Here is a 25,652-nt window from a genome sequence, read left to right on the forward strand (position 1 = left end):
GACCTTCCTCTTTCTTTTATACCTGTTGTTTCACCTTGAAAGTAAATTTCTTCTGGGTAAGGTAACTGAAAGTTACCACCAGCGCAGTGGTAAATATTTTACCAATGGTAGGATAGAAGTGAAGCTGGTCCACAAATATCTTCATAAATAAATAGTTCAGCAGAATACAGATACCTACCAGCATAAAGTACCGGAACAATTGTACGCGTCCCCTTAAATTGGATTCAGAAAACACTACATATTTGCTGAGAAGGAAACCGGTAGGGAACGTAACGGCCATTGCCATAAAAAGGGCGGCAATATGCGCGCTCATATCAATAGCGCCCAGGTGAACAATTTGCTTATGCAATACAAGGTTATAACATATTGAGTACAGTGCTATATCCAATACCGTATTGCCCCCGCCACACGCGAGGTAGCGGAAGGTTTGCCAGGGCATCACCTTGGAAAAGGGCTGGTAAAAGAATTGCAGGATCTGTAAAATGATGTTACGTAACATAATTAAAATTGGCGCAAAGTTAGACGTTTTAGCGTTTTTTGAAAACACTTTAACGAAAGTTAACAACTGTTTGGGCTTATCTTAACATATTCCTTTTTTTCCAGGCCGATTCACGTGGATTGCTGCTGATGGTCGCTTCCTGTAAATTTATATTGTTTTGCTGCCACACATATGCAGCCAGTATGGCGGCCAGTTTATTGATGTCTTTTTCGTCTGTGAGCAGCGACTGTGGCGTAAAATATTTATTGATGAAATTGGTGTCGAAGTTTCCTTCAATGAATGCGGGCTGCTGTAAAGCCCAATGGCCAAAAGGCAGCGTGGTTTTGATCCCCTTTACCTGGTACTCCCCGATGGCACGGATCAGGCGCAGCCTTGCTTCCTCGCGGTTGCTGCCCCAGGCGATAAGCTTGGCAATCATAGGATCATAATAGATTGGAATGTCCATTCTCTGTTCATATCCGTCGTCTACTCTTACACCATAGCCCTGCGGACGGATATAAGTTTCCAGTTTACCGGTATCGGGCAGGAAGTTATTGGCCGGATCTTCGGCACAGATGCGCAGTTCAATGGCATGGCCGTTTATTTTAAGACTATCCTGGGTAAAGGACAATTTTTCGCCTCGGGCTACTTTTATCTGTTCCTTCACAAGGTCGAGGCCGGTAATCAGCTCCGTTACCGGGTGCTCTACCTGCAGCCGTGTGTTCATTTCGAGAAAATAAAAATTCAGCTGCTCATCCACCAGGAATTCTACAGTACCGGCCCCATAATAATCACAGGCCCTGGCTACATCTACTGCACATTGTCCCATGGCCGCGCGGATTGCTGGCGTAAGACAGGAGGAGGGCGCTTCTTCAATCAGCTTCTGGTGGCGTCTTTGAATAGAACATTCCCTTTCAAATAAATACACACAATTACCATGGCGGTCGCCCAGTATCTGTATTTCTATATGGCGTGGGGAGCCCACATATTTTTCTATGAATACAGCATCATCACCAAAAGCGCTAAGGGCTTCACTTTTAGCCATCCTGATCTGTTCATCCAATTCTTCGGCATTGTTCACTACTCTCATTCCTTTACCTCCACCACCGGCGGAAGCTTTGATCAGGATAGGGAAACCTGTTTTCTTTACTACTTCCCGGGCTTCTTCCACGCTGCGTAAGGGCGTTTCAGTACCAGGCACCATCGGTACACCGAATTTCTGCGCGGCCTGTTTGGCTGCCAGCTTGCTTCCCATTACCTCGATGGAAGCTGCCGAGGGGCCAATAAAGGTAATGCCGGCATCAGTTACCTGTTGTGCAAAGCGGGCATTTTCACTCAGGAATCCATAACCGGGGTGAATACCATCCGCACCTTTTTCAATAGCTGCGGCAATTATTTTTTCGCCCAGCAGGTACGACTGATTGGAGGGAGCAGGACCAATGCAAACGGCTTCATCTGCATATTGTACAAAAGGCATGGTACGATCAGCCTCGGAATACACCGCCACTGTTTGTATCCCCATTTCACGTGCAGAACGCATAATACGTAATGCAATTTCTCCCCTATTGGCAACCAGAATTTTCTTCATCGGCAGTTTGCTTTTAAAAAGGCCCCTTTGCTATGGGGATGTCATTTTTTAATGAGGGGCTAAATATACTTAAAAATGAGTAACGGCTGAAAGCTAATTGTGATTAGCTATCTTTGCGCCTGATCATGAAAAAAAGCAACCCTCTGCACCAGACATTCACCCTTGTAAAAAAGGATCTTACACTGGAACTCCGCCAGCAGTATGCCTTTTATGGGGTATTGCTCTATATCGTGTCTACCGTCTTCGTTATTAACCTGATGATGGGACGGCCTGACGATAAGGTATGGAACGCCCTTTTCTGGGTGATACAGCTTTTTGTAGCAGTAAATGCAGTGGCCAAGAGCTTTATGCAGGAAAGCCGTGGACGGCTGTTGTATTTCTATTCCCTGGTGAATCCGCGTTGCTTTATCGCGGCAAAACTGATCTATAATGTGATTCTGATGACCCTCATGAGCATCATCGCCCTGGTTTGCAGCATTGCTTTCCTGGGGAATCCCATTATCAATCCCGTTTATTTTGTGGGAATGGTGCTACTTGGAGGTACCAGTATTTCCCTCCTGTTTACCATGCTGGCGGCTATTGCCGCCCAAGCCAATCACAATGCCGCGCTGATGGCGGTGATGGGATTCCCGCTCATTATGCCGGTACTGATGCTGCTGGCCAATATCTCTTTGTCGGCTTTCGTAACAGTATACCAGCCCGAACTTCCCAAGATGTTCCTCCTGCTGGGAGGGATGGATATACTGGTTATAGCCCTGACAATGATACTTTTCCCGTTTTTGTGGAAAGACTGATATTAGAAATATCAAACAAAAAGCTCACTTCTGTAAAGGATATTTAACAGGGAATTACAGCCGTTGGATAAACTTAAAATCCCCGAAAATCTTTGTGATTAGGTTTAAAACCTGTAGGTTTGCCCCCGAATATAGCTATTAAAAAATGGCCAGACATTGGTGGAAAGCATTAGCGATACTGCTTCTTTTATATGTAATTATCGCCGGGTTCACTGTTAAAATACCTATAATAGGAACCAACGGACAATCATCCCGCGGATTGTTCTTTCACGTACCGATGTGGATATGTATGTATACTATGTATACCATATCTCTCGTCAACTCTTTGCTTTATCTGTCGAAATATGATCTGAAGAAAGATGTAATTGCCTCCAGCGCTGCCGGAGTAGGCACTTTCTTTGGCGTATTGGGATTTGCAACGGGTACGCTCTGGGCTACCTACACCTGGGGAGGAACGCTTACAGACGATCCCAAACAGATGTGCACAGCCATTGCCATTCTTATTTATATGGCTTATCTGGTATTGCGCATATCCATACACGACCTGGACAAACGGGCACGGATATCCGCAGTTTTCAACATTTTTGCCTTTGCCTTGCTGATACCACTAACCTATATCATTCCCCGTATGGTGGATTCCCTGCACCCGGGAAGTGCTACCACACCAGGTTTTGCATCAAAAGACACCGATGGATCCATGAAGCTGGTGTTGTATCCCGCCTTTATTGGCTGGACCCTGCTGAGTGTGTGGATATTCACGCTGGTAGTACGTTACAGGAAATTACAGCTTAAAAATATTTTTAAATGATCAACAGAGCGTTTTCATTTTGCCTGACCATGGTTTTGCTATTCATTTCGGTACTGGCAAGTGCACAACAGCAGAATACAGAGAAAGGACCGGTCAACGAATTCTTCCGCAGCAACGATAAAATTTATGTTATTGTCGGTGTTTTAGTGATCATCTTCTTAGGAATTGTGTTATTTCTTATCAATCTCGACAGGAAAATTGGTAAGCTGGAAGAAAAAGACAGAAATAATTGACACAGAAGCGTTTAAAATCTATCGTTATACCAAAACAATAATTTATGCCGCAAGATCAGCATTATAGCTTCTTCCAGAGCGTGGAGAAAAGCTTCGACAAAGCAGCTGCATTCACCAAATGGGATAAAGGTATCCTGGAGCAGATCAAAGCCTGCAACGCCGTTTACCAGATTAAATTCCCGGTGAGAATAGGCGATTCTGTACAGGTAATTGAAGCTTACCGCGTACAACATTCACATCATAAACTTCCCTGTAAAGGTGGTATCCGCTTCAGCGATGAAGTAAACCAGGATGAAGTAATGGCACTGGCATCCCTGATGACCTATAAATGCGCCATTGTAAACGTTCCTTTTGGTGGTGCCAAAGGTGGTTTGAAAATCAACCCCCGCAACTATACACCTTTCCAGCTGGAAGCGATCACCCGTCGTTATACCGCGGAACTGGTAAAGAAAAACTTTATTGGCCCCGGCACAGATGTTCCCGCTCCTGATTATGGTACCGGTGAAAGAGAAATGAGCTGGATCCTGGATACTTATATGAGCTTACGCCCGGGCGAAATAGATGGTTATGGCTGCGTTACCGGTAAACCTGTATCACAGGGCGGCGTGCGCGGTCGTACGGAAGCAACCGGCTTAGGCGTGTTCTATGGTTTGCGCGAACTGTGCAATATCAAGGAAGACATGGACCGTCTTGGTCTTACTACTGGTATAGAAGGAAAAAGAGTAATTGTGCAGGGAATGGGTAACGTAGGTTATCATGCTGCCAAATACTTCCACGAAGCAGGCGCCAAAGTGATCTGCCTGATCGAGTGGGACGGCGCTATCTATAACGAACAGGGAATGAACCCCGACGAAGTGCTGATGCACAAAAAAGCTACCGGCTCAATCGTTAATTTCGCAGGCGCTACCAACCTGAATAAGAACACGGACGGCCTGGAACTGGATTGCGAGATCCTGATCCCTGCGGCATTGGAAAATGTAATAGACAAGCACAATGCGCCAAACGTTAAAGCAAAGATCATCGGTGAAGCCGCCAATGGTCCTTTAACACCGGAAGCAGACGAAATCCTGAACAAGAAAGGAGTGATCGTTGTGCCGGATATGTTCCTGAATGCCGGTGGTGTAACTGTATCCTATTTCGAATGGCTGAAAAACCTCAGTCACGTGCGTTATGGCCGTTTGGGCAAGCGCTTCGACGAAAATATGAACATTCACATCCTGCAAACCATCGAGGATCTGACCGGTAAAAAAGTATCTGATAAAGAGCGGAAGTTCATTGCGCATGGTGCTGATGAAGTGGACCTGGTATATTCCGGCCTGGAAGAAACCATGCACGCTGCGCTTCACGAAGTGCGCGACGTAATGATGGCCAATCCACTGATCCATGATATGCGTACAGCTGCTTATGTAGTGGCCATTAATAAAGTAGGTGCCGCTTACGAGCAACTGGGTATTTTCCCTTGATGCAGCAGAGGGAGCGCCTTCGGCGCTTGTCTTGGAACACTGATTACGCTGATTATGATGATTAGTTTGATTTTATTTGGAATTTGAAAATAGTTGAGGGAGATTGAAGCGAATGCTTTTATCTCCCTTAAGTTTTTTATAAAAACAAATTTTTAGAATGGAAATAATAAAGGGAGATAAAAGCATTCCACTCTTATCTCCCTTAAATCCTCTATAAAACCCCAAAAAATAAAATCAAACTAATCATCATAATCAGCGTAATCAGTGTTCCAAGACAAGCGCCGAAGGCGCTCACACAAACGCCGGTAACTCGCGCAGGAACCGCCATTTGCTTTCGGTAGCTACATAGTTGCCACAGAACGTGTTCACGCCATTAGTGATCACCAGGTAGGTAGCCGGGATCACCATGTTATAGCGAATCACCTGTTGCATGGTATGCTCGGTAAGCGGCACATTCATTTCCTTGCATTCCACCAGCATCCAGGGTTGTGCTGCACGGTTGTAGATAACGATGTCGTATCGCTTCTTCATCTCTCCCAAAAAAATTTCCTTTTCAATACCTATCAGGGAGGCCGGGTATTCCAACACCTTTACCAGGTAATTCAGAAAGTTTTGTCTTACCCATTCTTCCGGCGTGAGCGCCACATATTTTTTACGGAAGCGGTCAAAGATGAGCTCTTTGCCGCCTTCTCTCATAATTTTAAAATCGGGTGGGGGGAAGCTGATAGCGATCAAGAGATTATTGCTTTTATACTGCTGCGAAGATAGTCACATTAGGATAATATTGGGGTTAGCGAACAAAACCTTATATTTGCTTGTCAAAAAGCTATGAAGACAAAAGCCGAAATTGTAGCTAACTGGCTGCCCCGCTACACGGGTGAGAAACTGGATCGGTTCGGATCCCATATCCTCCTCACCAACTTCAGTAATTACGTAACAATGTTTGCCGAATGGAACAACGTGGGAATCGTTGGTGCAGGCAGGCCTATGCAATGTGCCACTGCAGGCGACATTACCATTATTAACTTTGGTATGGGAAGTCCGGGCGCTGCAACAGTAATGGACCTGCTGTCTGCCATCTCTCCCAATGCCGTGCTATTCCTTGGTAAATGCGGAGGTTTAAAAAAGAAGAACAACATCGGCGACCTGATATTACCCATTGCTGCTATCCGTGGCGAAGGTACCAGTAACGATTATTTTCCTCCGGAAGTGCCTGCGTTGCCTGCATTTGCTTTACAGAAAGCTATTTCCACTACTATCCGTGATTCCGGTTACGACTATTGGACCGGTACCTGCTATACCACCAACAGGCGGGTATGGGAGCACGATGCCACGTTCAAACAATACCTGGAAAGGATAAGGGCAATGGCGGTAGATATGGAAACAGCCACCATCTTTTCTGTGGGCTTCTTTAATAAGATTCCTACCGGGGCTTTATTACTGGTTTCCGATCAGCCGATGGTGCCGGAAGGCGTAAAAACGGAAGAAAGCGACAAAAAGGTAACCAACAAGTTCGTGGAACGCCATCTTAAAGTAGGGATCGATTCCTTACAGAAGCTGATTGAAAGCCACCAAACCGTGAAGCACCTGCGTTTTTAGAATTGTTGTATCTTCCGGGTATGCTTTCCACGCGGGTAGAGATACAGGACCTGGAGGTAACTTTCAGGTCAGGACAAACATCAGCAACAGCTGTTAATCAGATTTCCCTTTCTGTAGGTAAGGGTGAAATAGTAGGCGTAGTAGGAGAATCCGGTTCCGGAAAATCCGTTACCGCCCTCTCCATCATGCGCCTGATCGATATGCCTGGCGCCATTTCCGGCGGAAAGATCCTTTACCAGGCTTCAGAGGAAACAGCAGTAAACCTGCTGCAATTGCCCGACGCTACCATGCGGAGTTACCGGGGCAATGAAATTGCCATGATTTTCCAGGAACCCATGACGGCACTGAACCCCCTGCATACCTGCGGGGAGCAGATTACCGAGGCTATCCGTTTGCATACCGGCGTAAGCCGCCAGGATGCCCGGAAAGAAGTGATATCGCTTTTTGAAAAAGTAAAACTGCCCGATCCTGCCGGGATGATGAACCGTTATCCCCATGAAATTTCCGGCGGACAAAAACAACGGGTCATGATAGCGATGGCCATTTCCTGTCATCCCCGCCTGCTGATTGCCGATGAGCCCACCACGGCATTGGATGTTACTGTGCAGAAGGCTATCCTGGAGCTACTCCGGGAATTGCAGCAGCAGATGGATATGAGCGTTATTTTTATTACGCACGACTTAGGCGTGGTAGCAGAAATAGCGGAAAGGGTAGTGGTGATGTATAAAGGGAATATTGTGGAAGAGGGAACGGTTAAAGAAGTGTTTCTGCATCCGCAGCACCCGTATACCAAGGGCTTACTGGCTTGCAGGCCCCCACTGGATAAACGTTTGAGCAGGTTACCGGTGATCCGGGATTTTATGGAAACGGACTCACGTGGACAGATACACGAAAAAGCCGGCGCCATCCGCGATGTGATGCAGTCGCTGGTAATACCCGAAGCAGTCCTGAAGCAGCGGGAGCAACAACTGGCCTTAGCTGTACCATTACTGGAAGTGCATCAGCTGAAAACCTGGTTCCCGGTAAAAAGAAGTATTACCGGTAAGGTGCTGCAATGGGTCAGGGCGGTAGATGATGTGAGTTTCCAGGTAATGACTGGTGAAACAATGGGCCTGGTAGGTGAATCCGGCTGCGGTAAAACTACCCTGGGACGGTCGTTGTTAAGGCTTGCAGAACCAACTGCCGGAAGTATTGTTTATAAAGGCCAGGATATACGAAGTTTATCTGCAGCCGGAATGAGAGCGCTGCGAAAGGATATGCAGCTTATTTTTCAGGATCCTTATGCTTCGCTGAATCCACGGAAAACCATTGGCGCCGCCATACTGGAGCCAATGATGGTACACGGGCTTTACAATACAGAGCAACGGCGGAAAGCCAGGGTGCTGGAATTACTGGAGAAGGTAAACCTGTTGCCGGAGCATTTTAACCGGTACCCCCATGAGTTTTCCGGCGGGCAGCGGCAACGGGTGGTAATTGCCAGGGCGCTGGCAGTAGAACCGTCTTTTATTATCTGTGATGAATCTGTAGCGGCGCTGGACGTAAGTGTGCAGGCCCAGGTTCTTAACCTGCTGATCCGGCTACGCGAGGAGCTGGGGTTTACCTGTATCTTTATTTCGCACGATCTTTCAGTGGTAAGGTTTATCAGCGACCGGATGATGGTGATGCAAAAAGGGAAGATTGTAGAACAGGGCGCAGCCGACAAGGTATACAATCACCCCGAAAATCCTTATACCCAACAGCTGATAGCAGCCATTCCTAAAGGAATATAATATATAACTGGTTGTCTATTATTATTTAATATCATTTTTGATGATGTAGATAATAATCGGTAACTTTGCACCTCTAAAAATTTATTCATACCGTAATATGAAACTATCACAGTTCAAATTCGATCTTCCTTTAAATCTGATCGCCCAGCACCCTACCAAGACAAGAGATGAATCACGTTTAATGGTGGTACATCGCAATACCGGCAAAATTGAGCACAAAGTATTCAAAGACATCCTTGGTTATTTTAACGATAAGGATGTAATGATTGTGAACAATACAAAGGTGTTTCCTGCAAGGTTATATGGCCGTAAAGAAAAAACAGGAGCAAAAATTGAAGTATTCCTGCTGCGTGAGCTGAACAAGCAAAACCGACTGTGGGATGTAATTGTTGACCCGGCACGTAAAATCCGTGTGGGCAACAAATTGTATTTTGGCGACGACGAGACGCTGGTGGCAGAAGTGATTGATAACACTACATCAAGAGGCCGTACTATCCGTTTCTTATTCGAAGGTAATGACGAAGAATTCAAACAGGTGCTTGATCAGCTGGGTGAAACTCCGTTGCCTAAGTATATCAAACGTAAACCGGAAGATGAAGATAAGGAGCGTTACCAGACTGTGTATGCCAAATATGAAGGCGCTGTAGCTGCACCTACTGCAGGTTTGCACTTTAGCCGTGAGTTGATCAAACGTTTGGAAATTAAGGGTGTTAAGTTTGCAGAAGTAACCCTGCACACTGGTTTAGGTACTTTCCGTCCTATTGAGGTGGAAGACCTGAGCAAGCACAAAATGGACGCGGAGTATTTTCATATTGAAGAACACGCTGTGAAAGTGGTGAACAAGGCCAAAGAGGAAAACCGCAAGATCTGTGCTATCGGAACTACTTCCGTGCGTGCTGTTGAGTCTTCCGTAACTGCGCAAAACCACCTGAAAGCTGCTGAAGGATGGACTAACACATTCATTCATCCGCCGTATGATTTTGCTATTCCAAATGCGTTGGTAACAAACTTCCACCTGCCAAAAACCAGCCTGCTCATCATGACCTGTGCTTTTGCAGGATATGACCTGATCATGGAGGCTTATCAGCAGGCGATTAAAGAGAAATACCGTTTCTTCAGTTATGGCGATGCCATGCTGATCGTTTAATTACAAAGCATTTTTCGGGGATTTTCTTATTCAGCCTACTGGATAAGGAAATCCCCGATCTTTTTATATGGAATATAAAAAAGTTGCTATCATCGTTGCCGGCGGGTCCGGTACCCGGATGCAGAGTGCTGTCCCCAAACAGTTCCTGGAACTATCCGGCAAGCCCGTATTGTATCATACCATTGCTGCTTTTGCGGCTGCGTTTCCGGATATGGAGATAGTGCTGGTACTGCCTGAAGCGCATTTTACTTTCGCCAATCACCTGTTGCAGGCTTTTGATAACCTGCCGCATATCACCATCACAAAAGGAGGAGATACCCGTTTCCATTCTGTAAAGAACGGGTTGCAGCTGGTAAAGCAGCCTTCCGTGGTATTTGTACACGATGGCGTTCGCCCGCTGGTATCCACTACGTTGATCCGTGCCTGTTATGAAGCCGCCCTGGCCTATGGCAGTGCTGTTCCGGTAATTGAAATGAAAGATAGTATCCGGGAGATATCAGCCGGTAGTAATGCTGCTGTGGACCGTGATCGTTTCAGGATTATCCAGACGCCGCAAACTTTCCTTTCAGAATTGATCCTGCCAGCCTTTGAACTGCCCTATGATCCGTTATTTACAGATGAAGCTACCGTTGTGGAGCGTTTAGGGCATCCCGTGCATTTGCTGCAGGGTGAAGAATCCAATATTAAGATCACCCGGCCGCTCGATCTTGCGATTGCAGCAGTACTGCTGGAGCAACGGGGATAGTGGGCACGGTAACGGGTATATGAAATAATGTTACCTGCTGGTGAAGCCGGCTGCTCTTGCTTTTGCGGTGTCTTCCAGCATAATATCTGCCTCAATCCGCCGGGTAGTAAGGGTATCACAGTTGGTGTGATTTGCCGCAGCCGGAAATATTTGTCCCCGGATAGTTACATGTTCAAATTTGATTTTTTGTTTGGTAAGCCAGGCAGATACTGTATCGCTGTTGGTGGAGAGCGCTTTTCCCCAGGGATCATTGCAAAGGGTTTCGTAATGCCACATGTATTGAGATATGACAGGAGGGTCATGGAAACAGGAAGTCATGAGCAGCGCCGCTGTCAGTACAAAAAGAATTCGTTTCATATATGATTGTTGTTATATGGAGACGGACTGACAGCAGCGTTTGTTACAGGTATTAATTATTTAGCAGAAGCAGTTTCAGACAACCCCTTATTTATTTTTGCCAGGATCTGGTGGGCTACATCCATTGCCTGGAGGCCATCTATGGCATTAACGGCTACCGGCTTATTTTGCAGGATGCTGTCGCGGAACATTTCCAGTTCCATCCGGATGGCATTGGATTGCTTTATTTCCGGGTTATCAATAGCAATAGTTTTTTTGCCGCTGTTGGTTTCAATATCCAGGGTGAATAAGCCTTCGTCTTCCGGTGTTTTGAGTTTAATGATCTCTGTTTTCTTATCGAGGAAGTCGATGCCGATGTAGGCATCTTTCTGGAAGAGACGCATTTTGCGCATCTTTTTCAGGGAAATCCGGCTGGAAGTGAGATTGGCCACACAGCCGTTATGGAATTCGATGCGTACGTTGGCAATATCCGGTGTGTCGCTCATAACAGCCACGCCACTGGCGGAAATACGGCTAACGGTAGATTTCACGATGCTCAGCACAATGTCGATGTCATGGATCATGAGATCAAGGATAACGCTCACATCTGTACCGCGGGGATTGAATTCTGCCAGGCGGTGTACTTCAATGAACATGGGCTTAAGATCGTATCCTTTGAGGGCAAGATAAGCAGGATTAAATCTTTCCACATGACCTACCTGGAATTTGATATTCGCTTCTTCTACCAGCTTTACCAGTGTTTTGGCTTCATCCATGGTGTTGGTCATGGGCTTTTCCACGAATATGTGTTTGCCATTGCGGATGGCCAGTTCACATAATTTGAAGTGCAGGGTGGTAGGGGCCACAATATCGATGGCATCTACCGACTGTATCAGTTCTTCCGCGGTAGTATACCGTGGAATATTATATTGCTCTGAGATGCTGGCTGCATTTGCATTGTTGGGATCATAGAAGCCTACAACTTCTATATCTTTCATAGTGGCCAGTTGAGAGAGGTGTATCTTACCTAAATGTCCTACGCCGAAGAGTCCTATTTTGAGCATATGGAAAATGAATAAATATGTGCGAAAGTAAAACACATTTCGGGATTTATATCATCCCTTCTTCCGCAAGGCTGTAATAGCCGGTTTCGGACACAATGATATGGTCCATTACCTGTATATCGAAGAGCATTCCCATATCTTTTATCCTGCTGGTGATCCGGAGATCTGCCTGGCTGGGGCGTAGGCTGCCGGATGGGTGGTTATGACAGAGTAATAGCTTAGTGGCGCCTGTATCGAGCGCTTCCCGGAAAATGATACGGGGATCCACTACAGTGCTGGTGATACCGCCTGTGCTGAGATGGCGGTAGCCGAGCACTTTATTGGCATTGCTGAGGAATAATACGTGAAATGTTTCAAAGGGCTTGTCTGCAAGCATGGGTTTGAAAAACAGGGCAGCGTCTGACCCACTGTTGATCACTGTTTTTTTATGGATACTGCCAGCCTGCCGCCTGCGGGCCAGTTCCATAGCCGCCAGTATGGTAACGGCCTTTGCATAACCCACTCCGCGAAGTTTTTGCAGTTTTTTTACATTTATTTTCCCCAGTTCTGCAAGGTTATTATCGGCCAGCCGGAGGATTTCCTTTGCCAGTTCCAGGGCTGATTTGCTTTTATGCCCCGTGTGAAGCAGTATGGCCAGCAGTTCTGCATCGCTTAGAGCAAACGCGCCAATATTGATTAGTTTTTCTCTGGGCTTTTCATTTTCAGGCCATTTACGAATAGCCAGGTGGGGAGCCGGGTTAACGTTAACAAACATACTTATTCCATTTATCCAAATATACGAACCTATCATGAGACCTTCCGCAACCCAAACACATTTTTCTTTACTTATACCAGCAGATCATTATAAAATCATTATATTCGGTAAAACCAATCGTTATGGGAATTTTTCGGGACGCTTTACCTTTTTAAACGTTATGATAATGTGTTATTTATAGTTGATCTTTAGCAGATATGTATTTTGTATTTGAAAAAAAATCAGGCTGGTACTCCCAAAAATCCTAGTTTTGCAACCTCTTTTCCACTAGTATCTAGTATGCAACCTTCAGTAAAAATTTTCACCGGCAACAGTAATCCGGCATTGGCCGAGAAAATTGCCAAGAAATATGGCAAGGGTCTTAATGGCGGTCTTGGCAAAGTAAAAATTCAGAAATTCAGCGACGGCGAGATCCAGCCTGTATTCCTGGAAAGTATCCGGGGCGATTATGTTTTCCTGATCCAGGGAACCAGTGCTCCTTCAGATAACCTTCTGGAACTGCTGTTGATGATAGATGCCGCCAAACGTGCTTCTGCCGGCTATATCACTGCTGTAATACCCTATTTCGGATATGCGCGCCAGGATAGAAAAGATAAGCCCCGTGTGGCTATCGGGTCTAAACTGGTGGCAAATTTGCTTACCTCCGCAGGAGCTAACAGGGTGATAACCATGGATTTACATGCTCCGCAGATCCAGGGTTTCTTTGATATCCCGGTAGACCACCTGGATAGTTCAGCTATTTTTATTCCTTATATAGAGAATTTAAGACTGGAAAACCTTACCTTTGCGTCCCCTGACGTAGGTAGTACCAATAGGGTACGTGAAGTAGCGTCTTACTTTAATGCTGAGATGGTTATTTGCGACAAACATCGTAAACGTGCCAATGAAATAGCATCTATGGTAGTGATAGGAGATGTGACTAACAGGGATATAGTGCTCATTGATGACATCTGTGATACTGCGGGAACACTTTCAAAAGCCGCTAACCTGTTAAAGGAAAAAGGCGCAAGAAGTGTACGTGCATTTTGTACCCATCCTGTTTTCAGTGGAAATGCGTACGAAAATATCGAGAAATCAGTGCTGGAGGAGATAGTGGTATGTGATACCATTCCTATCAAACCACAGGGAGCAGGTTCCAAGATCAAAGTGATATCTGTTGCAGAGCTTTTTGCGGTAGCCATCCGTAATATGCATGAAAACAAATCGATCACCAGCCTGTTTATTCACAGCCACCGCCGGGGAGAGGCCTAATAAGTATTTTTAATCATCAATATAAATTGTCTAAACAATGAACACAATAACCATCGAAGGACAACTCAGGAGCGAATTCGGCAAAAAAGCCACCCGCCAGATCCGTTCTGAGGAACAAGTGCCTTGCGTTATTTATGGGGGTGCAGAAACTGTTAATTTTTCAGCTCCTGCCAAAGCATTCAAATCACTGGTTTACACTGCAGCTTTCCAGATTGCAGAAATTAAACTGGGTGCTAAAACTTACAGATGCGTATTGAAAGATCTGCAGTTCGATGTAGTTACTGATGCACTCGCTCACGTTGATTTTATGGAACTGGTGGAAGACAAACAGGTATCTGTTACTATTCCAATCAAACTGGTAGGTTCTTCCGTAGGTGTTAAAGCCGGTGGTAAGCTGGTTAGCAAACTGAAGGCACTGAAGGTAAAAGCGTTACCTAAGCACCTGGTTGAAAATATCGAAGTGAACATCGATAACCTGGAACTGAACGCAAACATCCGTGTAGAAGACGTGAAACTGGAAGGTATTGAAATTACCAACTCTCCGCGTATTCCTATCGCTTCAGTGGTAATGACCCGTCAGCTGCGCCAGGAAGAAGCAACTGCTGAAAAAGATGCTAAAAAGAAATAATCTTTTAGATATATTTTTCCAAAAAGCCTCTCTACTTTTAGAGGGGCTTTTTAATTTTGGAAATCTCCAGCTCCGAAAACGACGCTCATGAAATACTTAATAGCAGGATTAGGCAATATTGGCGACGAATACAAGCATACCCGTCATAATATAGGCTTTGACGTGGTAGATGATTTTGTGGCCAGGCATAAGGCCACTTTCAGGAACGATCGCCTGGCTGATGTGGCAGAATGTAAATGGAAAGGCAAAACATTTATTGTTATTAAGCCTACCACTTACATGAATTTGAGCGGTAAGGCCATAAAATACTGGCTGGATAAGGAAAAGATCCCCATGGAGAACCTGCTCGTAATCCTGGACGACCTTGCCCTGCCGCTGGATGTGCTCCGCTTACGCCCCGGAGGAAGTGATGCCGGTCATAACGGACTGAAAAGCATCCAGGAATCCCTGGGTACCAATCAGTACCCCCGCCTTCGCTTCGGCGTAGGAAACAACTATCCCAAAGGCCGCCAGGTGGAATTTGTGCTCAGTAAATGGAAAAACACGGAAGAACGGATAGTGGAAGAGAAAATATGGAAATGTTCGGATATTATTGAAAGCTTTGCCAGTATTGGCATTGCCCGTACCATGAACGACAGTAATAAACTGACCTTCCCATCTGTGAAATAAATTTGTTCATCTGATCCCTATCTCCTTTTTTTATACCTTAAAAACAAACGCATTATGAAAATTATTTGCGTAGGCAGGAATTACGCCGACCATGCCAGGGAATTAAAGAATGAAGTGCCCACAGAGCCTGTGTTATTTATGAAACCAAAGAATGCGTTGCTGCAAAACGGCCACCCATTCTATTACCCGGAATTTACTACCAACCTGCATTATGAATGTGAACTGGTGCTCAGGGTGAGTAAAAACGGTAAACATATCCAGGAAAAATTTGCAGATAAATATTATGATCATATCTCGGTAGGCATCGATTTCACCGCACGGGACCTGCAGGATAAACAAAAGGCAAAGGGATTACCCTGGGAAATAGCCAAAGCGTTCGACAACTCCGCCGTGGTAGGGAACTTTATACCTATCACCCCGGAAATGGATAAAAAAGACATTAACTTCTGCCTTTATAAAAACAAAGCATTGGCCCAATCAGGAAACACACAGGATCTCTTGTTTTCCTTCGATTTCCTGGTAGCATACATCTCCCGCTTCTTTACCCTGAATATAGGAGACCTCATTTTTACCGGTACCCCCGCAGGTGTAGGACCAACAGAAATAGGAGACAACTTTGAAGCATTTATTGAAAATGACAGCCTGCTGGAATTTTCTGTTAAATAGCACAGCCTCCGCGGGTTTTGTCTTGGAACAGTGATCAGGCTGATTTTGCTGATTGGTCTGATCTTAAATATATAGGGAGATGAGGGTGTTAATCACTTTCATCTCCCTTTATTTTGGCGATTATTGCCGTTTATTTGTGGAATCCGTTAATATTGACAGATAATTAAAATAATGGTGAGCCGCAGATAAGCCATATCTTATAGATATGGGGTAACTCCGGCGCAAATATGGCGTATATATGGTGGAACTACGGCGGAACCCGGGAGTATCCATACCGGAGCTATACAGAGTGTTAGTATAGAAAAAGAATCAAACAAGAACAAATCAAACAAATCAGTATAATCGTCGTAATCAGTGTTCCAGGACAAATGCCGATTTAGGGAATATTTGCATAAATCGTGTCGAGTATCCGCGTTAATTCCGCGTAATCCGCCTCAGTCAGGGTTTTCCACCCAATTTTTCGCATATCGTACACCAGCGACTTCACATCCTTATATTTTTCCACACCTTCAGGGGTAAGCTGTAAATACACCTTACGCCGGTCGTATACATCGGCCTCCCTTTTTACCAGCCCCTTTTTTACCAGAAGCTCAATAATGCGGGAAATAGTGGTAATATCTTTCGAAGTATTACGGGCCAGCTCATTATGCGTGGTTTTTTTATGTTTATATAAATTCTCTATCAGCAGCCATTGATCCACTGTAATGTCCTTCTGTTGGGCATCAAACGTTTTTTGCCAATAGTTGCGTAATTTTTTGAGCGTAGCATCCAGCTTAAAAAAAGATGGATTACTGACGAAAGTATCAGTCATATTATTTAATTTGCATTAGCAACTGTTGCTATGGCAACTATTGTTTTTAATTTACCGTCATCACCAAAACAGTCTTATTGTGTTTAAAGATAGCACAAGCGTTTCAACTTTTAAAACGCCTGCCTCCAATACAGGTGGTAATACCGGCGAACGGACTGAATTACTTACAGCCTGGCGATTGATGTGCGAAGCCGGCAGTATGGCCGCTACCTATGAGGCAAACAGGTCCATCTGCAAATATGTTCACTCTACTTCCCGGGGGCATGAAGCCATACAAATAGCCACGGGACTACAGTTACGGCCCTGGGACTTTGTGAGCCCCTATTACCGGGATGAGAGCATGCTCCTTGCCATGGGCTTCACTCCCTATGAATTAATGCTCCAGCTGCTGGCGAAAGCAGATGATCCTTTTTCCGCCGGAAGATCTTATTACAGTCACCCCAACAGTAAAGAGGCTAATAAGCCGCAGATCCCGCACCAGAGCAGCGCCACCGGTATGCAGGTGATCCCTGCCACCGGTATAGCCCAGGGTGTGCAATACCTGGAGCAAATCCATTCCTCCCTGCTGAAAAGAGGCCCTGATGGAGAATTGCCCATCGTGCTGTGCTCCCTTGGAGATGGCAGCGTTACAGAAGGAGAAGTGAGCGAGGCCCTGCAGTTTGCAGTACTGAAACAGTTGCCGGTGATTTATCTGGTACAGGACAACGAATGGGGCATTTCGGCCACAGCAGCAGAAGTAAGAACAATGGATGCGTATGAATATGCGGCCGGTTTCAAAGGACTGGAGCGCATGCAGGTGGATGGCAGCGATTTTACCGCCAGTTATGCCGCTATGGAAACAGCCATCAGTTACGTAAGACATGAGCGACGCCCAATATTGGTGCAGGCCAACGTACCCTTGCTGGGACATCATACCTCCGGCGTGCGGAAAGAATGGTATCGCACCGCGGAAGACCTGGAGAAGCATGCTGCCAATGACCCTGTTCCCAAACTAAAGGCGCTTTTATTGAAACACGGGGTAAGTGCTTCTCAACTGGATGAAATTGAAAAAACGGCGGCCAGTGATATACAGGCTGCTTTCAATAAAGCGGTACAGGCACCGGATCCGTTGCCTGAAACAGTGCAGGAACACGTATTTGCGCCGGCCGCTATAACAACGGAAAGCGGTACCCGTTCACCTGTGGGCAAATCCAAAGTAATAATGGTGGATGCCGCTTTGCATGCGGTGGAAGAAATTATGCAACAATACCCGGAAGCTATTTTGTTTGGGCAGGATGTGGGCGTAAGACTGGGAGGCGTTTTCCGGGAAGCGGCGACATTGGGTGAAAAATTCGGGGCACACCGCGTATATAACACCGCGATACAGGAAGCGTATATTATAGGGGCTACTGCCGGCCTGTCTGCCGCAGGCGTAAAACCCATAGTGGAAGTACAGTTTGCCGATTATATTTACCCGGGATTTAACCAGCTGGTAACGGAAATTTCAAAATCGTGTTACCTGAGTAATGGCAAATTCCCGGTACAAACCCTTATCCGTGTGCCCATCGGGGCATATGGCGGGGGAGGGCCCTATCATTCAGGCAGCATAGAATCCACGTTGCTAAGCATCAAGGGTATTAAAGTAGTGTACCCTTCCAATGCCGCGGATATGAAAGGCCTGATGAAGGCGGCGTTCCTCGATCCCAACCCGGTTGTTATGCTGGAACATAAAGGGTTATACTGGAGCAAGGTGCCGGGAACACTGGATGCCATGACAATTGAGCCCGCAGCAGATTATGTGTTGCCATTGGGGAAAGGAAATATTATACAACATGCGCATCCTAAGGATACCGCGCAGGGAAATACAGTTTGTATTATCACGTACGGTATGGGAGTATATTGGGCTAAAGCGGCTGCTCAAAAATATCCGGGGCAGGTAACTATTGTAGATCTTCGCACACTTTTCCCAATGGATGAAGAACTGGTATATGAAATGGTGAAGCAACATGGGAAATGCCTGATCCTTACAGAAGAACAACTGAATAACTCTTTTTCCCAGGCACTGGCCGGACGTATACAGCAAACATGTTTCCGGTTCCTTGATGCCCCGGTATTTACACTTGGAGCGCTGGACCTGCCGGCCGTTCCGCTGAATACCGGCCTGGAGGCTGCAATGCTGCCAACGCCTGCAAAAGTAGCTGCGGCTATCGACGAATTACTTGCTTATTAAATACAAAAAAGAAACGGCCATCTCAGTGAAGAGACGGCCGTTGGGTTTTCCGCATCCGGGGTTGAAGCCGTTTACTGCTTCTCACCCAAATCAGTTTATCAGTAACCCGGGTTTTGAACCAGGTTAGGATTAATACTTGTTTGTTTAAACGGAATCGGGAACAGCTTGTACTTATCAGCAGATGGTTGATGATCCCACCAGCTGCCGGTAGTGAACTTGCCAAAACGGATCAGGTCTGAGCGGCGTTTGCCTTCAAAGATGAACTCACGGCCTCTTTCTGCGAGCAGCTCGTTCATGGTGAGACTGGTAGCAGTATATGCTTCAGCGGCCCAGTCTTCCGGCTTGAATGCCCTTTTCTTACAGGTGTTGATAAGATCAACAGCTTCCTGTGTAGCAATGCCATTATTTTTTCTCATCAATGCTTCAGCCTTGTTGAAATAGATTTCTGTTAAGCGATATAATACGAAGTCGTTGCCCCAGTAATTAGGATCGTCTTGTTTGCCGGGTACATATTTAGCGAAACGTGCACCGCTGTTTTCTTCACCCTGCGTCATACCACCGGCGCCGCTTGCACCTTCAGAATTCCTGCGGATCTCTTTTACAAAAACAAGCGGTTTACCGTTGTATTCTTCTGTACCGAGTACCAGGCTGTCGCCAACGCTGGTGCGCAGTGCCGGATCTTTTTTCTGAGGTCCGATCAGCATCCATTTCTGCTTGCGGAGGTCATTGTCCTTATACGCATCATAAGCAGTAGGAATAACAACGATACTGTTGTTTCCATCTACATCAGCGTTATAGATCTGGCGTTGACGGTAGTGCCAGAAATCACCTTGCCAACCAAAGCGGGAGTTACCTGCTCTAAGGTCATAGGCAAGCTGGAACAGGTTTTCCGGAGAGGTATTGTTGTTGTTGGCAAAAGCACGGAAAATATCCGGTTCCAGTGCCGGCACAGCGCCGCTCAGGGAACCGCCGTCGCCGGCAATGATCTTGTTGCAATAGGTAATGCAGTCGTCCCAGCGTGGAGTACCTGTCCATTCCTGTGCGTTGAGATACAGTTCCACCAGCATGGCATAGCCGCCTGCTTTGGTAGCGCGGCCCACCATATCTGCAGATAGTGGCTTCAACAGTTCTACATTTTCTTTGAGCTCTTTTTCAACAAACTCAAATACCTCTTTACGGGATTTGGTAGCCGGAGATGCCGGCTCGCCTACTTCTGTTACGATGGGAATGTTACCATACAGGTCCATCAGTTTCAGGTAATGCCAGGCACGCACTACTTTTGTTTCTGCAATAAATGAGGCTTTGTCTTCATTGGTCATACCAATTTTGGCAAAGTCCATAGCCGACAGATCTTTCAGCGTATTATTACAGAAACCTGCGCCCCAGAACATCAGTCGCCACGGATTCCAGGCATTGTCTTCATTCGCAATCCAGGTATGGTTATGCAGGCGGATCCAGTTACCGCCATCATAGCCGTGCCTGCCTTTCTGTGGCCATGCCAGCTGGTCGGCAGATAGTTCCTGCAGGCGCCAGTAACCGGTTTGACCTGTAGGTGCAGCCCATGCGCCGGCATGGGTAAACGGGCGCAGTACGGCAGACAGTACTTCTTCTTTATTACTATAAAAGTTATCTGAAATAATTTCGCTGTATGGTTTTTCATCGAGCTTGGTGCAGGCACTCAATCCGAGAGCCAGCAAGGCTGCGCTGATATATGCATTACTTTTTTTCATACGTTACAATTTGTTGCTTTTAAAATCCAAGGTTCAATCCGATAGTATAGGAGCGGGTACGTGGATAAAATCCTCTTCCATCTATACCGGAATCCAGCGCAGTATCCTGCAGCTCAGGATCAAGACCGCTGTATTTGGTAATGGTGGCAATATTACGGCCGCTGGCATATACACGCAGGTTGCGGATATATTTGGTTTTCAGTTTGAAATTATAACCGAGGGTGATGTTATCCAGTTTTACAAAATCTCCTTTTTCCAGGTAGTAATCTGAGAACTGGGGATCATCGTTCAGCTTGGCATTTTTACCGATGGCAGACGATAACATGTTATTCGGTGTCCATTTTTTGTTACCGAAGTACATATCCTGCAGGTTCAGGATATCGAAACCGAATTTGCCGCGGAGGAAAATACTCAGGTCAAAGTTTTTGTAACGGAAAGTATTGTTCCAGGAAGCCATGTACTTTGGAATACCATTTCCGATCACTGTTTTATCGTCCGGATTGATTTGGGAAGTAGTGGCTTTGCTGCCGTCTTTTTTGTAGAACAGCCATTTGCCATCGTCGGTAAGACCGGCGTAGCGATAGCCGTAGAAAGTACCCAGCGGACCGCCCTCTACTACGCGGATGGCCTGGCCAAGGTTACCCGGAGAAGGGAGATCTCCATAATACTGTTCAGTGGCTTTATAGATCTGGTTGGAGAATGACACCATTTTATTCCGCTGGGAATTGAAGGCGATATCACTGTTCCAGGTAAAATCTTTGGTTTTTACCGGTACGGTATTGATCACTACTTCCACCCCGCTGTTGGAGATCTCACCTACGTTGGTAAAGATATTATCCAGGATGTTGGAAGGCAGCTGTGCGGTGTAGTTGAATAACAGATCCTGTGTTCTGCGGCTGTACACATCAATGGAACCGCCGATCCTGCTTTGCAGCACGGAGAAGTCAACACCTACGTTGAATTCTTTCTTTTTTTCCCATCTCAGGTCCGGGTTCGGATTTTTATTAGGCCCGTAAGTCTGGATCCATTTACCGTACTGAAGGTAAGCGCCACCTGTTCCCAAGGTGATGAGCGATTGATAGTTGGGAATGCCCTGGTTACCGGTAATACCATAGCCTGCGCGGAGTTTCAGGTTATTGATTACAGTGATGTCCTGCATAAAGGCTTCTTTTGAAATCACCCATCCTGCAGATACAGCGGGAAAGTTACCCCACTTGTAATTGGCGCCGAAACGGGAAGAGCCTTCATGGCGCAGGATAGCCTGCAACATGTATTTCTGTTTGTAGTTATAGTTCAACCTGCCAAAGAACGCAATGAGGGTATTATCTACCTTGTTACTGCTTTGTGAAGGGCGGGGAAGTTTGGGATCATTTAATGCGTTACCTGCAGAAATGTTCCAGTCTTCAAACGCATCGGTGAGGAAACCATTATTATCCATGGAATACTTTTCCAGCGTGCTGTATTGATAGCTGTAGCCGCCGAGCACATTGAATGTATGGTCTGAGGCGACTGTTTTTGTGTAGTCGACCGTAGCCTCAAAGGTTTTGTCCATAGCGGCGGAATTGGCTTTATACGCATAACCGCCACCCTGGAAGTCCTGAATGGAAGAGCGGGAGGCCTTCATTTTATACTGGCGGTCGGTATATTCGTCGCGGACAATAGCGCCGAAAGCAGAAAATTTCAGATCATGTATAGGCTCCAGTGTCAGGCGTACATCTCCCGAATAGGTTTTTTGATCCCTGTCATATAATTCCTGCCGTAAACGGGCCAGTGGGTTATAGTTATTGAAACCATTTGTTTCCACATATTTACCATCAGGGCCAAAGATGGGAGCGGTAGGATTCCGTTGTACTGCCTGCTCAAAATCGGCGCCTGCGTTACCGGCTTTATTATCTCCGCCACCGCTGTTACCACCGTTTAAGTTGGCTTTGCTGAAATTACCTGCCAGGTTGAACTGCATGGTGAGCATGCCCTGTAAACCGGTCTGGTTTACATTCACCCTTCCTCCATATTGTTTGCGGCCGTTTTCGATAGCAATACCGTTGGCATCGTTGTAGTAAAGGGACGCGCGGTAATTGCTGTTTGCAGTACCACCGGAGGCTGCGAAGTTGTGATAATGACTGAGGTTGTTTTTGTCGAGCAGAAGATCATACATATCTACATCGGCGCCCTGGTTGTTGGTTGCACCGGCTACTTTTACATATTCTGCAGCACTCAGTATACTTGGCCTTTTGGCAACAGCTTCGCGTTGCAGGTAAGTAGAGTAGGTATATTGCGGATCCCCGGCTTTACCTTTTTTGGTAGTGATGAGAATTACCCCGTTATTACCGCGGGTACCATAAATAGCCGCCGCAGAACCATCTTTCAGTACATCGAAGGTGGCGATGTCATCTTGCTGCAATAGGTCGAGGTTACCGCCGGGAATACCATCAATTACGATCAGCGGGTTCATATCCCCGGATACGGAGCTAATGCCCCTGATTTGTATGGAAGCGCCGCTGTTGGGGTTGTTGCCCTGTGTTCTGGTAACAGATAAGCCGGCCACTTTACCCTGGATCAGATCCATAGGGGAGCGGGAGCCGCCCTGGTTAAAATTTTCTGCTTTTACGGTAGCCACTGAAGTAGTTACTTCATTTCTTTTTTGTGTACCATAACCCACTACTACTACGTCTTGCAGCGATTTTACAGATGCTGCCAGTTTAATGTTCATAGCGGAAGCGGATGCAGGCACTTCCTGTGGAAGATAGCCGACGAAAGTGAATATCAGCACAGCATTTTCAGGCGCCTGTAAGCTGAAGGTACCGTCGGCTTTGGTGATGGTACCGGAGCTGGTCCCTTTGATCTGAACAGATACGCCGGGAATAGCCGTGTTGTCGTTGGCATCCGTTACTTTTCCGGATACATTTTTGCCCTGTGAGAAGGCGAACAGCGAGAAGAGCATCAGTACCATACTGGCAAAGCAGGTCCGTGCCCAAAACGTGGATCGTTTGTGCATATCAATTAATTGAAGTTGGTTAATAAAGAAAAGCCGGTGTCGCTTATTGAAAAAACGATTTAGCAATAAGCCTGCAGGCTATTTTTTAAAATTTTTCAGATGCTGGTTTACTCATTTAATTGTGAAAAATATCTTCTGCTGAAGATGCTGCCCGGTTTCCGTCGGACAGGCAATGGTTCCCTTATATTCGCATAAGCAAAATGTACGATTCCTTACAGTACTTACTTTATACAGTAGTATATCGATTTAGCAAACAATCAAAATAACAAGTTTCAATTAGCTTTTACCTGGAATACATTTCAATTACTATATTTTTTTCTTCATACGCGGGTGTGTCATACATGGATTTCCCGGTGTTTATCATAGTACCTATTAAAAAAATCGATTTAGCAATAGGTTCAAAAAAAAGATTCACTGGAATCTTTTCTGAAATAACAAGTCAGATTATACCACACATTTTCTCCTGCCACGGAATAAAAGTAGTATTTATTTGTATTAAATGAAATGATTTTTAACATTTTTTTTTGAGATGCAGGAAATGAAATCCGCGGGGAATTAATCGCCGCCATACATATCACTGATTTCTTTCAGGATCTCATAAACGGTTTGCTGGTTACCTTCATTATACCGCCGGGCCCAGAAAGAAACTAACCAAACCGCCATCCGGCGGGCATTCAGGTCATTGTTGTTAAGAGATGGGTCTACCCGGCCCATATTATCTATTACCAGCTTTACATCTTCAATGAAATCTTCCGATGCAGTATAGTCAGTAACAACGGCCATTTTGGTATAGAGCTTTTCCAGCCGTGCAGTTATATTTTCTTTTGTTTGCAAAGCGCTATAGGTGAGCAGCAGTTTGTCTACATAATAGTGTACAGGAGAGCGCTGGTAAGTATTATACGGAAGTATTTCATATAGCAGCAGGAAAGAACAAAGTGATTAACTGGAAGCCAGTTAATCACTTTGCAGATATATTACCAGGGTGTCATGGATAGATGAATCTTATACCTGTGAAGGCGCTTACTGGTAATTCAGCGCGGCACAGAGGGGTGATGCAAAGGTAGCATTGCATCAATTGCGTCTGAAATCGATTCAGGAAAAGTATTTATAGAATCCGGAAAAAGAGGAAGGGGAAATAACAGGAAGGCTGCTTAGCGGCCTTCCTGTTGAAGAAACTATTGAATATCATTCGCTGTGCCGGAGGCTTTCGCCGCCTGGGTATCGCGGGTATTTTTCTGAACGGTAATGGCGCCGAAAACGCTCAGCAGAAATGCGAAGGCATAAAAACCTTTTTCACTTGGCGCAAGGGTAGCGTTCCATAAGCCGATGGTAAGCAGCAGGATAGTGAGCAGCATCGACACCCAGCTGAGACCATAATAAATATCTGTTACCGGAACGCCTTCGAGCCTGTCGCGTACACACTTCTGTACAGATACGGCGGAAAACAGGCCGTACATCAGCACGGTGAAGTAATACCCTTTTTCATTCAGCTGCATAGTGGATGCATTCCACAGGCCAATGATAAAGCCCAGGATGCCTGCAAATACGGCCACCCAGGAGGCGGCAACAAATGCCATTGAAGGTTTTTGTTTCATTGATTAAATAAAATTTTATTTAGGGATTGGGTTGATGGCTAACAAAACTGCTTTCAGTATATTGATTGCCTGCTGTAATAATACTATTTATTTTTTGATCTGCCGACCTATAAAAAAAGTCCTGCACGTGTGTACAGGACTTTCATTTTTGTAGCGAGGAGCGGATTCGAACCACTGACCTTCGGGTTATGAGCCCGACGAGCTACCTCTGCTCTACCTCGCAATGTGAGGTGCAAATGTAGGTAAATAATTTAAACCGCAAAATTTAAATGTTGTTTTTTATGAGCACAGCCGCATGTTTCAGGGGAGTGATATTTTTC

24 protein-coding genes and 1 tRNA gene are annotated in these 25,652 nt (G+C 45.8%); 13 read left to right on the forward strand and 12 right to left on the reverse strand.

All coding sequences use genetic code 11. The features are described 5' to 3' along the window. Positions 1-16: 16 nt before the first annotated feature. Both FN124_RS16495 and accC read right to left on the reverse strand, forming a co-directional pair. Entirely contained in the window at positions 17-499 is a 483-nt protein-coding gene (locus FN124_RS16495) for a GtrA family protein (RefSeq protein ID WP_142685892.1), read from the reverse strand. Positions 500-575: 76 nt separating this feature from the next. Then, complete coding sequence (gene accC, locus FN124_RS16500) at positions 576-2,066, reverse strand: acetyl-CoA carboxylase biotin carboxylase subunit (RefSeq protein WP_142685893.1); 1,491 nt, start codon at positions 2,064-2,066, stop codon at positions 576-578. A 125-nt stretch (positions 2,067-2,191) separates the two neighbouring features. Between accC and FN124_RS16505 the strand changes: the two genes are divergently transcribed. The 4 genes from FN124_RS16505 (at position 2,192) to FN124_RS16520 (ending at position 5,364) form a co-directional block, all read left to right on the forward strand. Further along, positions 2,192-2,860, forward strand: a complete 669-nt coding sequence (locus FN124_RS16505; RefSeq protein WP_142685894.1) for a heme exporter protein CcmB — start codon at positions 2,192-2,194, stop codon at positions 2,858-2,860. Positions 2,861-3,005: 145 nt separating this feature from the next. After that, positions 3,006-3,668, forward strand: a complete 663-nt coding sequence (gene ccsA, locus FN124_RS16510; RefSeq protein WP_142685895.1) for a cytochrome c biogenesis protein CcsA — start codon at positions 3,006-3,008, stop codon at positions 3,666-3,668. After that, the gene (locus FN124_RS16515) at positions 3,665-3,901 is read left to right on the forward strand and encodes a CcmD family protein (protein WP_142685896.1); all 237 of its coding nucleotides are present in this window, start codon (positions 3,665-3,667) and stop codon (positions 3,899-3,901) included. The genes ccsA and FN124_RS16515 overlap by 4 nt, the downstream gene beginning before the upstream one ends. Before the next feature lie 44 nt (positions 3,902-3,945). Beyond that, complete coding sequence (locus tag FN124_RS16520) at positions 3,946-5,364, forward strand: Glu/Leu/Phe/Val family dehydrogenase (protein ID WP_142685897.1); 1,419 nt, start codon at positions 3,946-3,948, stop codon at positions 5,362-5,364. 291 nt (positions 5,365-5,655) lie between these two features. Here FN124_RS16520 and FN124_RS16525 read toward each other — a convergent pair whose 3' ends face one another. Continuing rightward, a complete protein-coding gene (locus FN124_RS16525; protein WP_260607474.1) occupies positions 5,656-6,060 on the reverse strand; it encodes a type I restriction enzyme HsdR N-terminal domain-containing protein in 405 nt (134 codons plus the stop codon). A gap of 132 nt (positions 6,061-6,192) precedes the next feature. On the opposite strand from FN124_RS16525, the gene FN124_RS16530 reads away from it, so the two are divergent. The 4 genes from FN124_RS16530 (at position 6,193) to FN124_RS16545 (ending at position 10,624) form a co-directional block, all read left to right on the forward strand. Next, the gene (locus FN124_RS16530) at positions 6,193-6,963 is read left to right on the forward strand and encodes an AMP nucleosidase (RefSeq protein ID WP_142685899.1); all 771 of its coding nucleotides are present in this window, start codon (positions 6,193-6,195) and stop codon (positions 6,961-6,963) included. Between the two features lie 20 nt (positions 6,964-6,983). Beyond that, entirely contained in the window at positions 6,984-8,732 is a 1,749-nt protein-coding gene (locus FN124_RS16535) for an ABC transporter ATP-binding protein (protein ID WP_142685900.1), read from the forward strand. Between the two features lie 97 nt (positions 8,733-8,829). Then, positions 8,830-9,879: a tRNA preQ1(34) S-adenosylmethionine ribosyltransferase-isomerase QueA gene (gene queA, locus FN124_RS16540; RefSeq protein WP_079470851.1), complete on the forward strand. Its 1,050-nt coding sequence runs from the start codon at positions 8,830-8,832 to the stop codon at positions 9,877-9,879. A 67-nt stretch (positions 9,880-9,946) separates the two neighbouring features. Beyond that, a complete protein-coding gene (locus FN124_RS16545) occupies positions 9,947-10,624 on the forward strand; it encodes a 2-C-methyl-D-erythritol 4-phosphate cytidylyltransferase (protein ID WP_142685901.1) in 678 nt (225 codons plus the stop codon). 30 nt (positions 10,625-10,654) lie between these two features. Here the strand turns inward: FN124_RS16545 and FN124_RS16550 are convergent, their stop codons facing one another. The 3 genes from FN124_RS16550 to radC are packed head-to-tail and all read right to left on the reverse strand — an operon-like array spanning position 10,655 to position 12,778. Further along, positions 10,655-10,981, reverse strand: a complete 327-nt coding sequence (locus FN124_RS16550; RefSeq protein WP_142685902.1) for a hypothetical protein — start codon at positions 10,979-10,981, stop codon at positions 10,655-10,657. Positions 10,982-11,037: 56 nt separating this feature from the next. Continuing rightward, positions 11,038-12,024: a Gfo/Idh/MocA family protein gene (locus tag FN124_RS16555; RefSeq protein WP_142685903.1), complete on the reverse strand. Its 987-nt coding sequence runs from the start codon at positions 12,022-12,024 to the stop codon at positions 11,038-11,040. Positions 12,025-12,070: 46 nt separating this feature from the next. Continuing rightward, a complete protein-coding gene (radC, locus tag FN124_RS16560; protein ID WP_142685904.1) occupies positions 12,071-12,778 on the reverse strand; it encodes a RadC family protein in 708 nt (235 codons plus the stop codon). Between the two features lie 279 nt (positions 12,779-13,057). Here radC and FN124_RS16565 point away from each other — a divergent pair, with 279 nt between their 5' ends. The 4 genes from FN124_RS16565 (at position 13,058) to FN124_RS16580 (ending at position 15,992) form a co-directional block, all read left to right on the forward strand. Further along, positions 13,058-14,029, forward strand: a complete 972-nt coding sequence (locus FN124_RS16565) for a ribose-phosphate pyrophosphokinase (protein WP_142685905.1) — start codon at positions 13,058-13,060, stop codon at positions 14,027-14,029. 37 nt (positions 14,030-14,066) lie between these two features. Further along, positions 14,067-14,657, forward strand: a complete 591-nt coding sequence (locus tag FN124_RS16570) for a 50S ribosomal protein L25 (RefSeq protein ID WP_142685906.1) — start codon at positions 14,067-14,069, stop codon at positions 14,655-14,657. An 87-nt stretch (positions 14,658-14,744) separates the two neighbouring features. Beyond that, the gene (gene pth, locus FN124_RS16575) at positions 14,745-15,326 is read left to right on the forward strand and encodes an aminoacyl-tRNA hydrolase (RefSeq protein ID WP_142685907.1); all 582 of its coding nucleotides are present in this window, start codon (positions 14,745-14,747) and stop codon (positions 15,324-15,326) included. A 54-nt stretch (positions 15,327-15,380) separates the two neighbouring features. Further along, on the forward strand, positions 15,381-15,992 hold the full coding sequence (locus tag FN124_RS16580) for a fumarylacetoacetate hydrolase family protein (protein ID WP_142685908.1): 612 nt from the start codon (positions 15,381-15,383) through the stop codon (positions 15,990-15,992). A 376-nt stretch (positions 15,993-16,368) separates the two neighbouring features. On the opposite strand, the gene FN124_RS16585 is transcribed toward FN124_RS16580, so the two are convergent. Continuing rightward, positions 16,369-16,803, reverse strand: coding sequence for a MarR family winged helix-turn-helix transcriptional regulator (locus FN124_RS16585; protein WP_142685909.1), 435 nt, complete (start codon positions 16,801-16,803; stop codon positions 16,369-16,371). A gap of 79 nt (positions 16,804-16,882) precedes the next feature. On the opposite strand from FN124_RS16585, the gene FN124_RS16590 reads away from it, so the two are divergent. After that, positions 16,883-19,012, forward strand: a complete 2,130-nt coding sequence (locus tag FN124_RS16590) for an alpha-ketoacid dehydrogenase subunit alpha/beta (protein ID WP_260607475.1) — start codon at positions 16,883-16,885, stop codon at positions 19,010-19,012. A 98-nt stretch (positions 19,013-19,110) separates the two neighbouring features. Here FN124_RS16590 and FN124_RS16595 read toward each other — a convergent pair whose 3' ends face one another. The 5 genes from FN124_RS16595 to FN124_RS16615 form a co-directional block, all read right to left on the reverse strand. Continuing rightward, positions 19,111-20,742, reverse strand: a complete 1,632-nt coding sequence (locus tag FN124_RS16595) for a RagB/SusD family nutrient uptake outer membrane protein (RefSeq protein WP_142685910.1) — start codon at positions 20,740-20,742, stop codon at positions 19,111-19,113. 19 nt (positions 20,743-20,761) lie between these two features. After that, the gene (locus FN124_RS16600; protein WP_142685911.1) at positions 20,762-23,737 is read right to left on the reverse strand and encodes a SusC/RagA family TonB-linked outer membrane protein; all 2,976 of its coding nucleotides are present in this window, start codon (positions 23,735-23,737) and stop codon (positions 20,762-20,764) included. A 555-nt stretch (positions 23,738-24,292) separates the two neighbouring features. Further along, positions 24,293-24,571: a hypothetical protein gene (locus FN124_RS16605; protein ID WP_142685912.1), complete on the reverse strand. Its 279-nt coding sequence runs from the start codon at positions 24,569-24,571 to the stop codon at positions 24,293-24,295. A gap of 341 nt (positions 24,572-24,912) precedes the next feature. Next, on the reverse strand, positions 24,913-25,332 hold the full coding sequence (gene yiaA / locus FN124_RS16610) for an inner membrane protein YiaA (protein ID WP_142685913.1): 420 nt from the start codon (positions 25,330-25,332) through the stop codon (positions 24,913-24,915). A 151-nt stretch (positions 25,333-25,483) separates the two neighbouring features. Continuing rightward, positions 25,484-25,555 (reverse strand) — tRNA-Met (locus FN124_RS16615). Positions 25,556-25,652 lie beyond the last annotated feature (97 nt).

Source organism: Chitinophaga polysaccharea, assembly GCF_902150045.1.
Classification (GTDB): Bacteria; Bacteroidota; Bacteroidia; order Chitinophagales; family Chitinophagaceae; genus Chitinophaga; species Chitinophaga polysaccharea_A.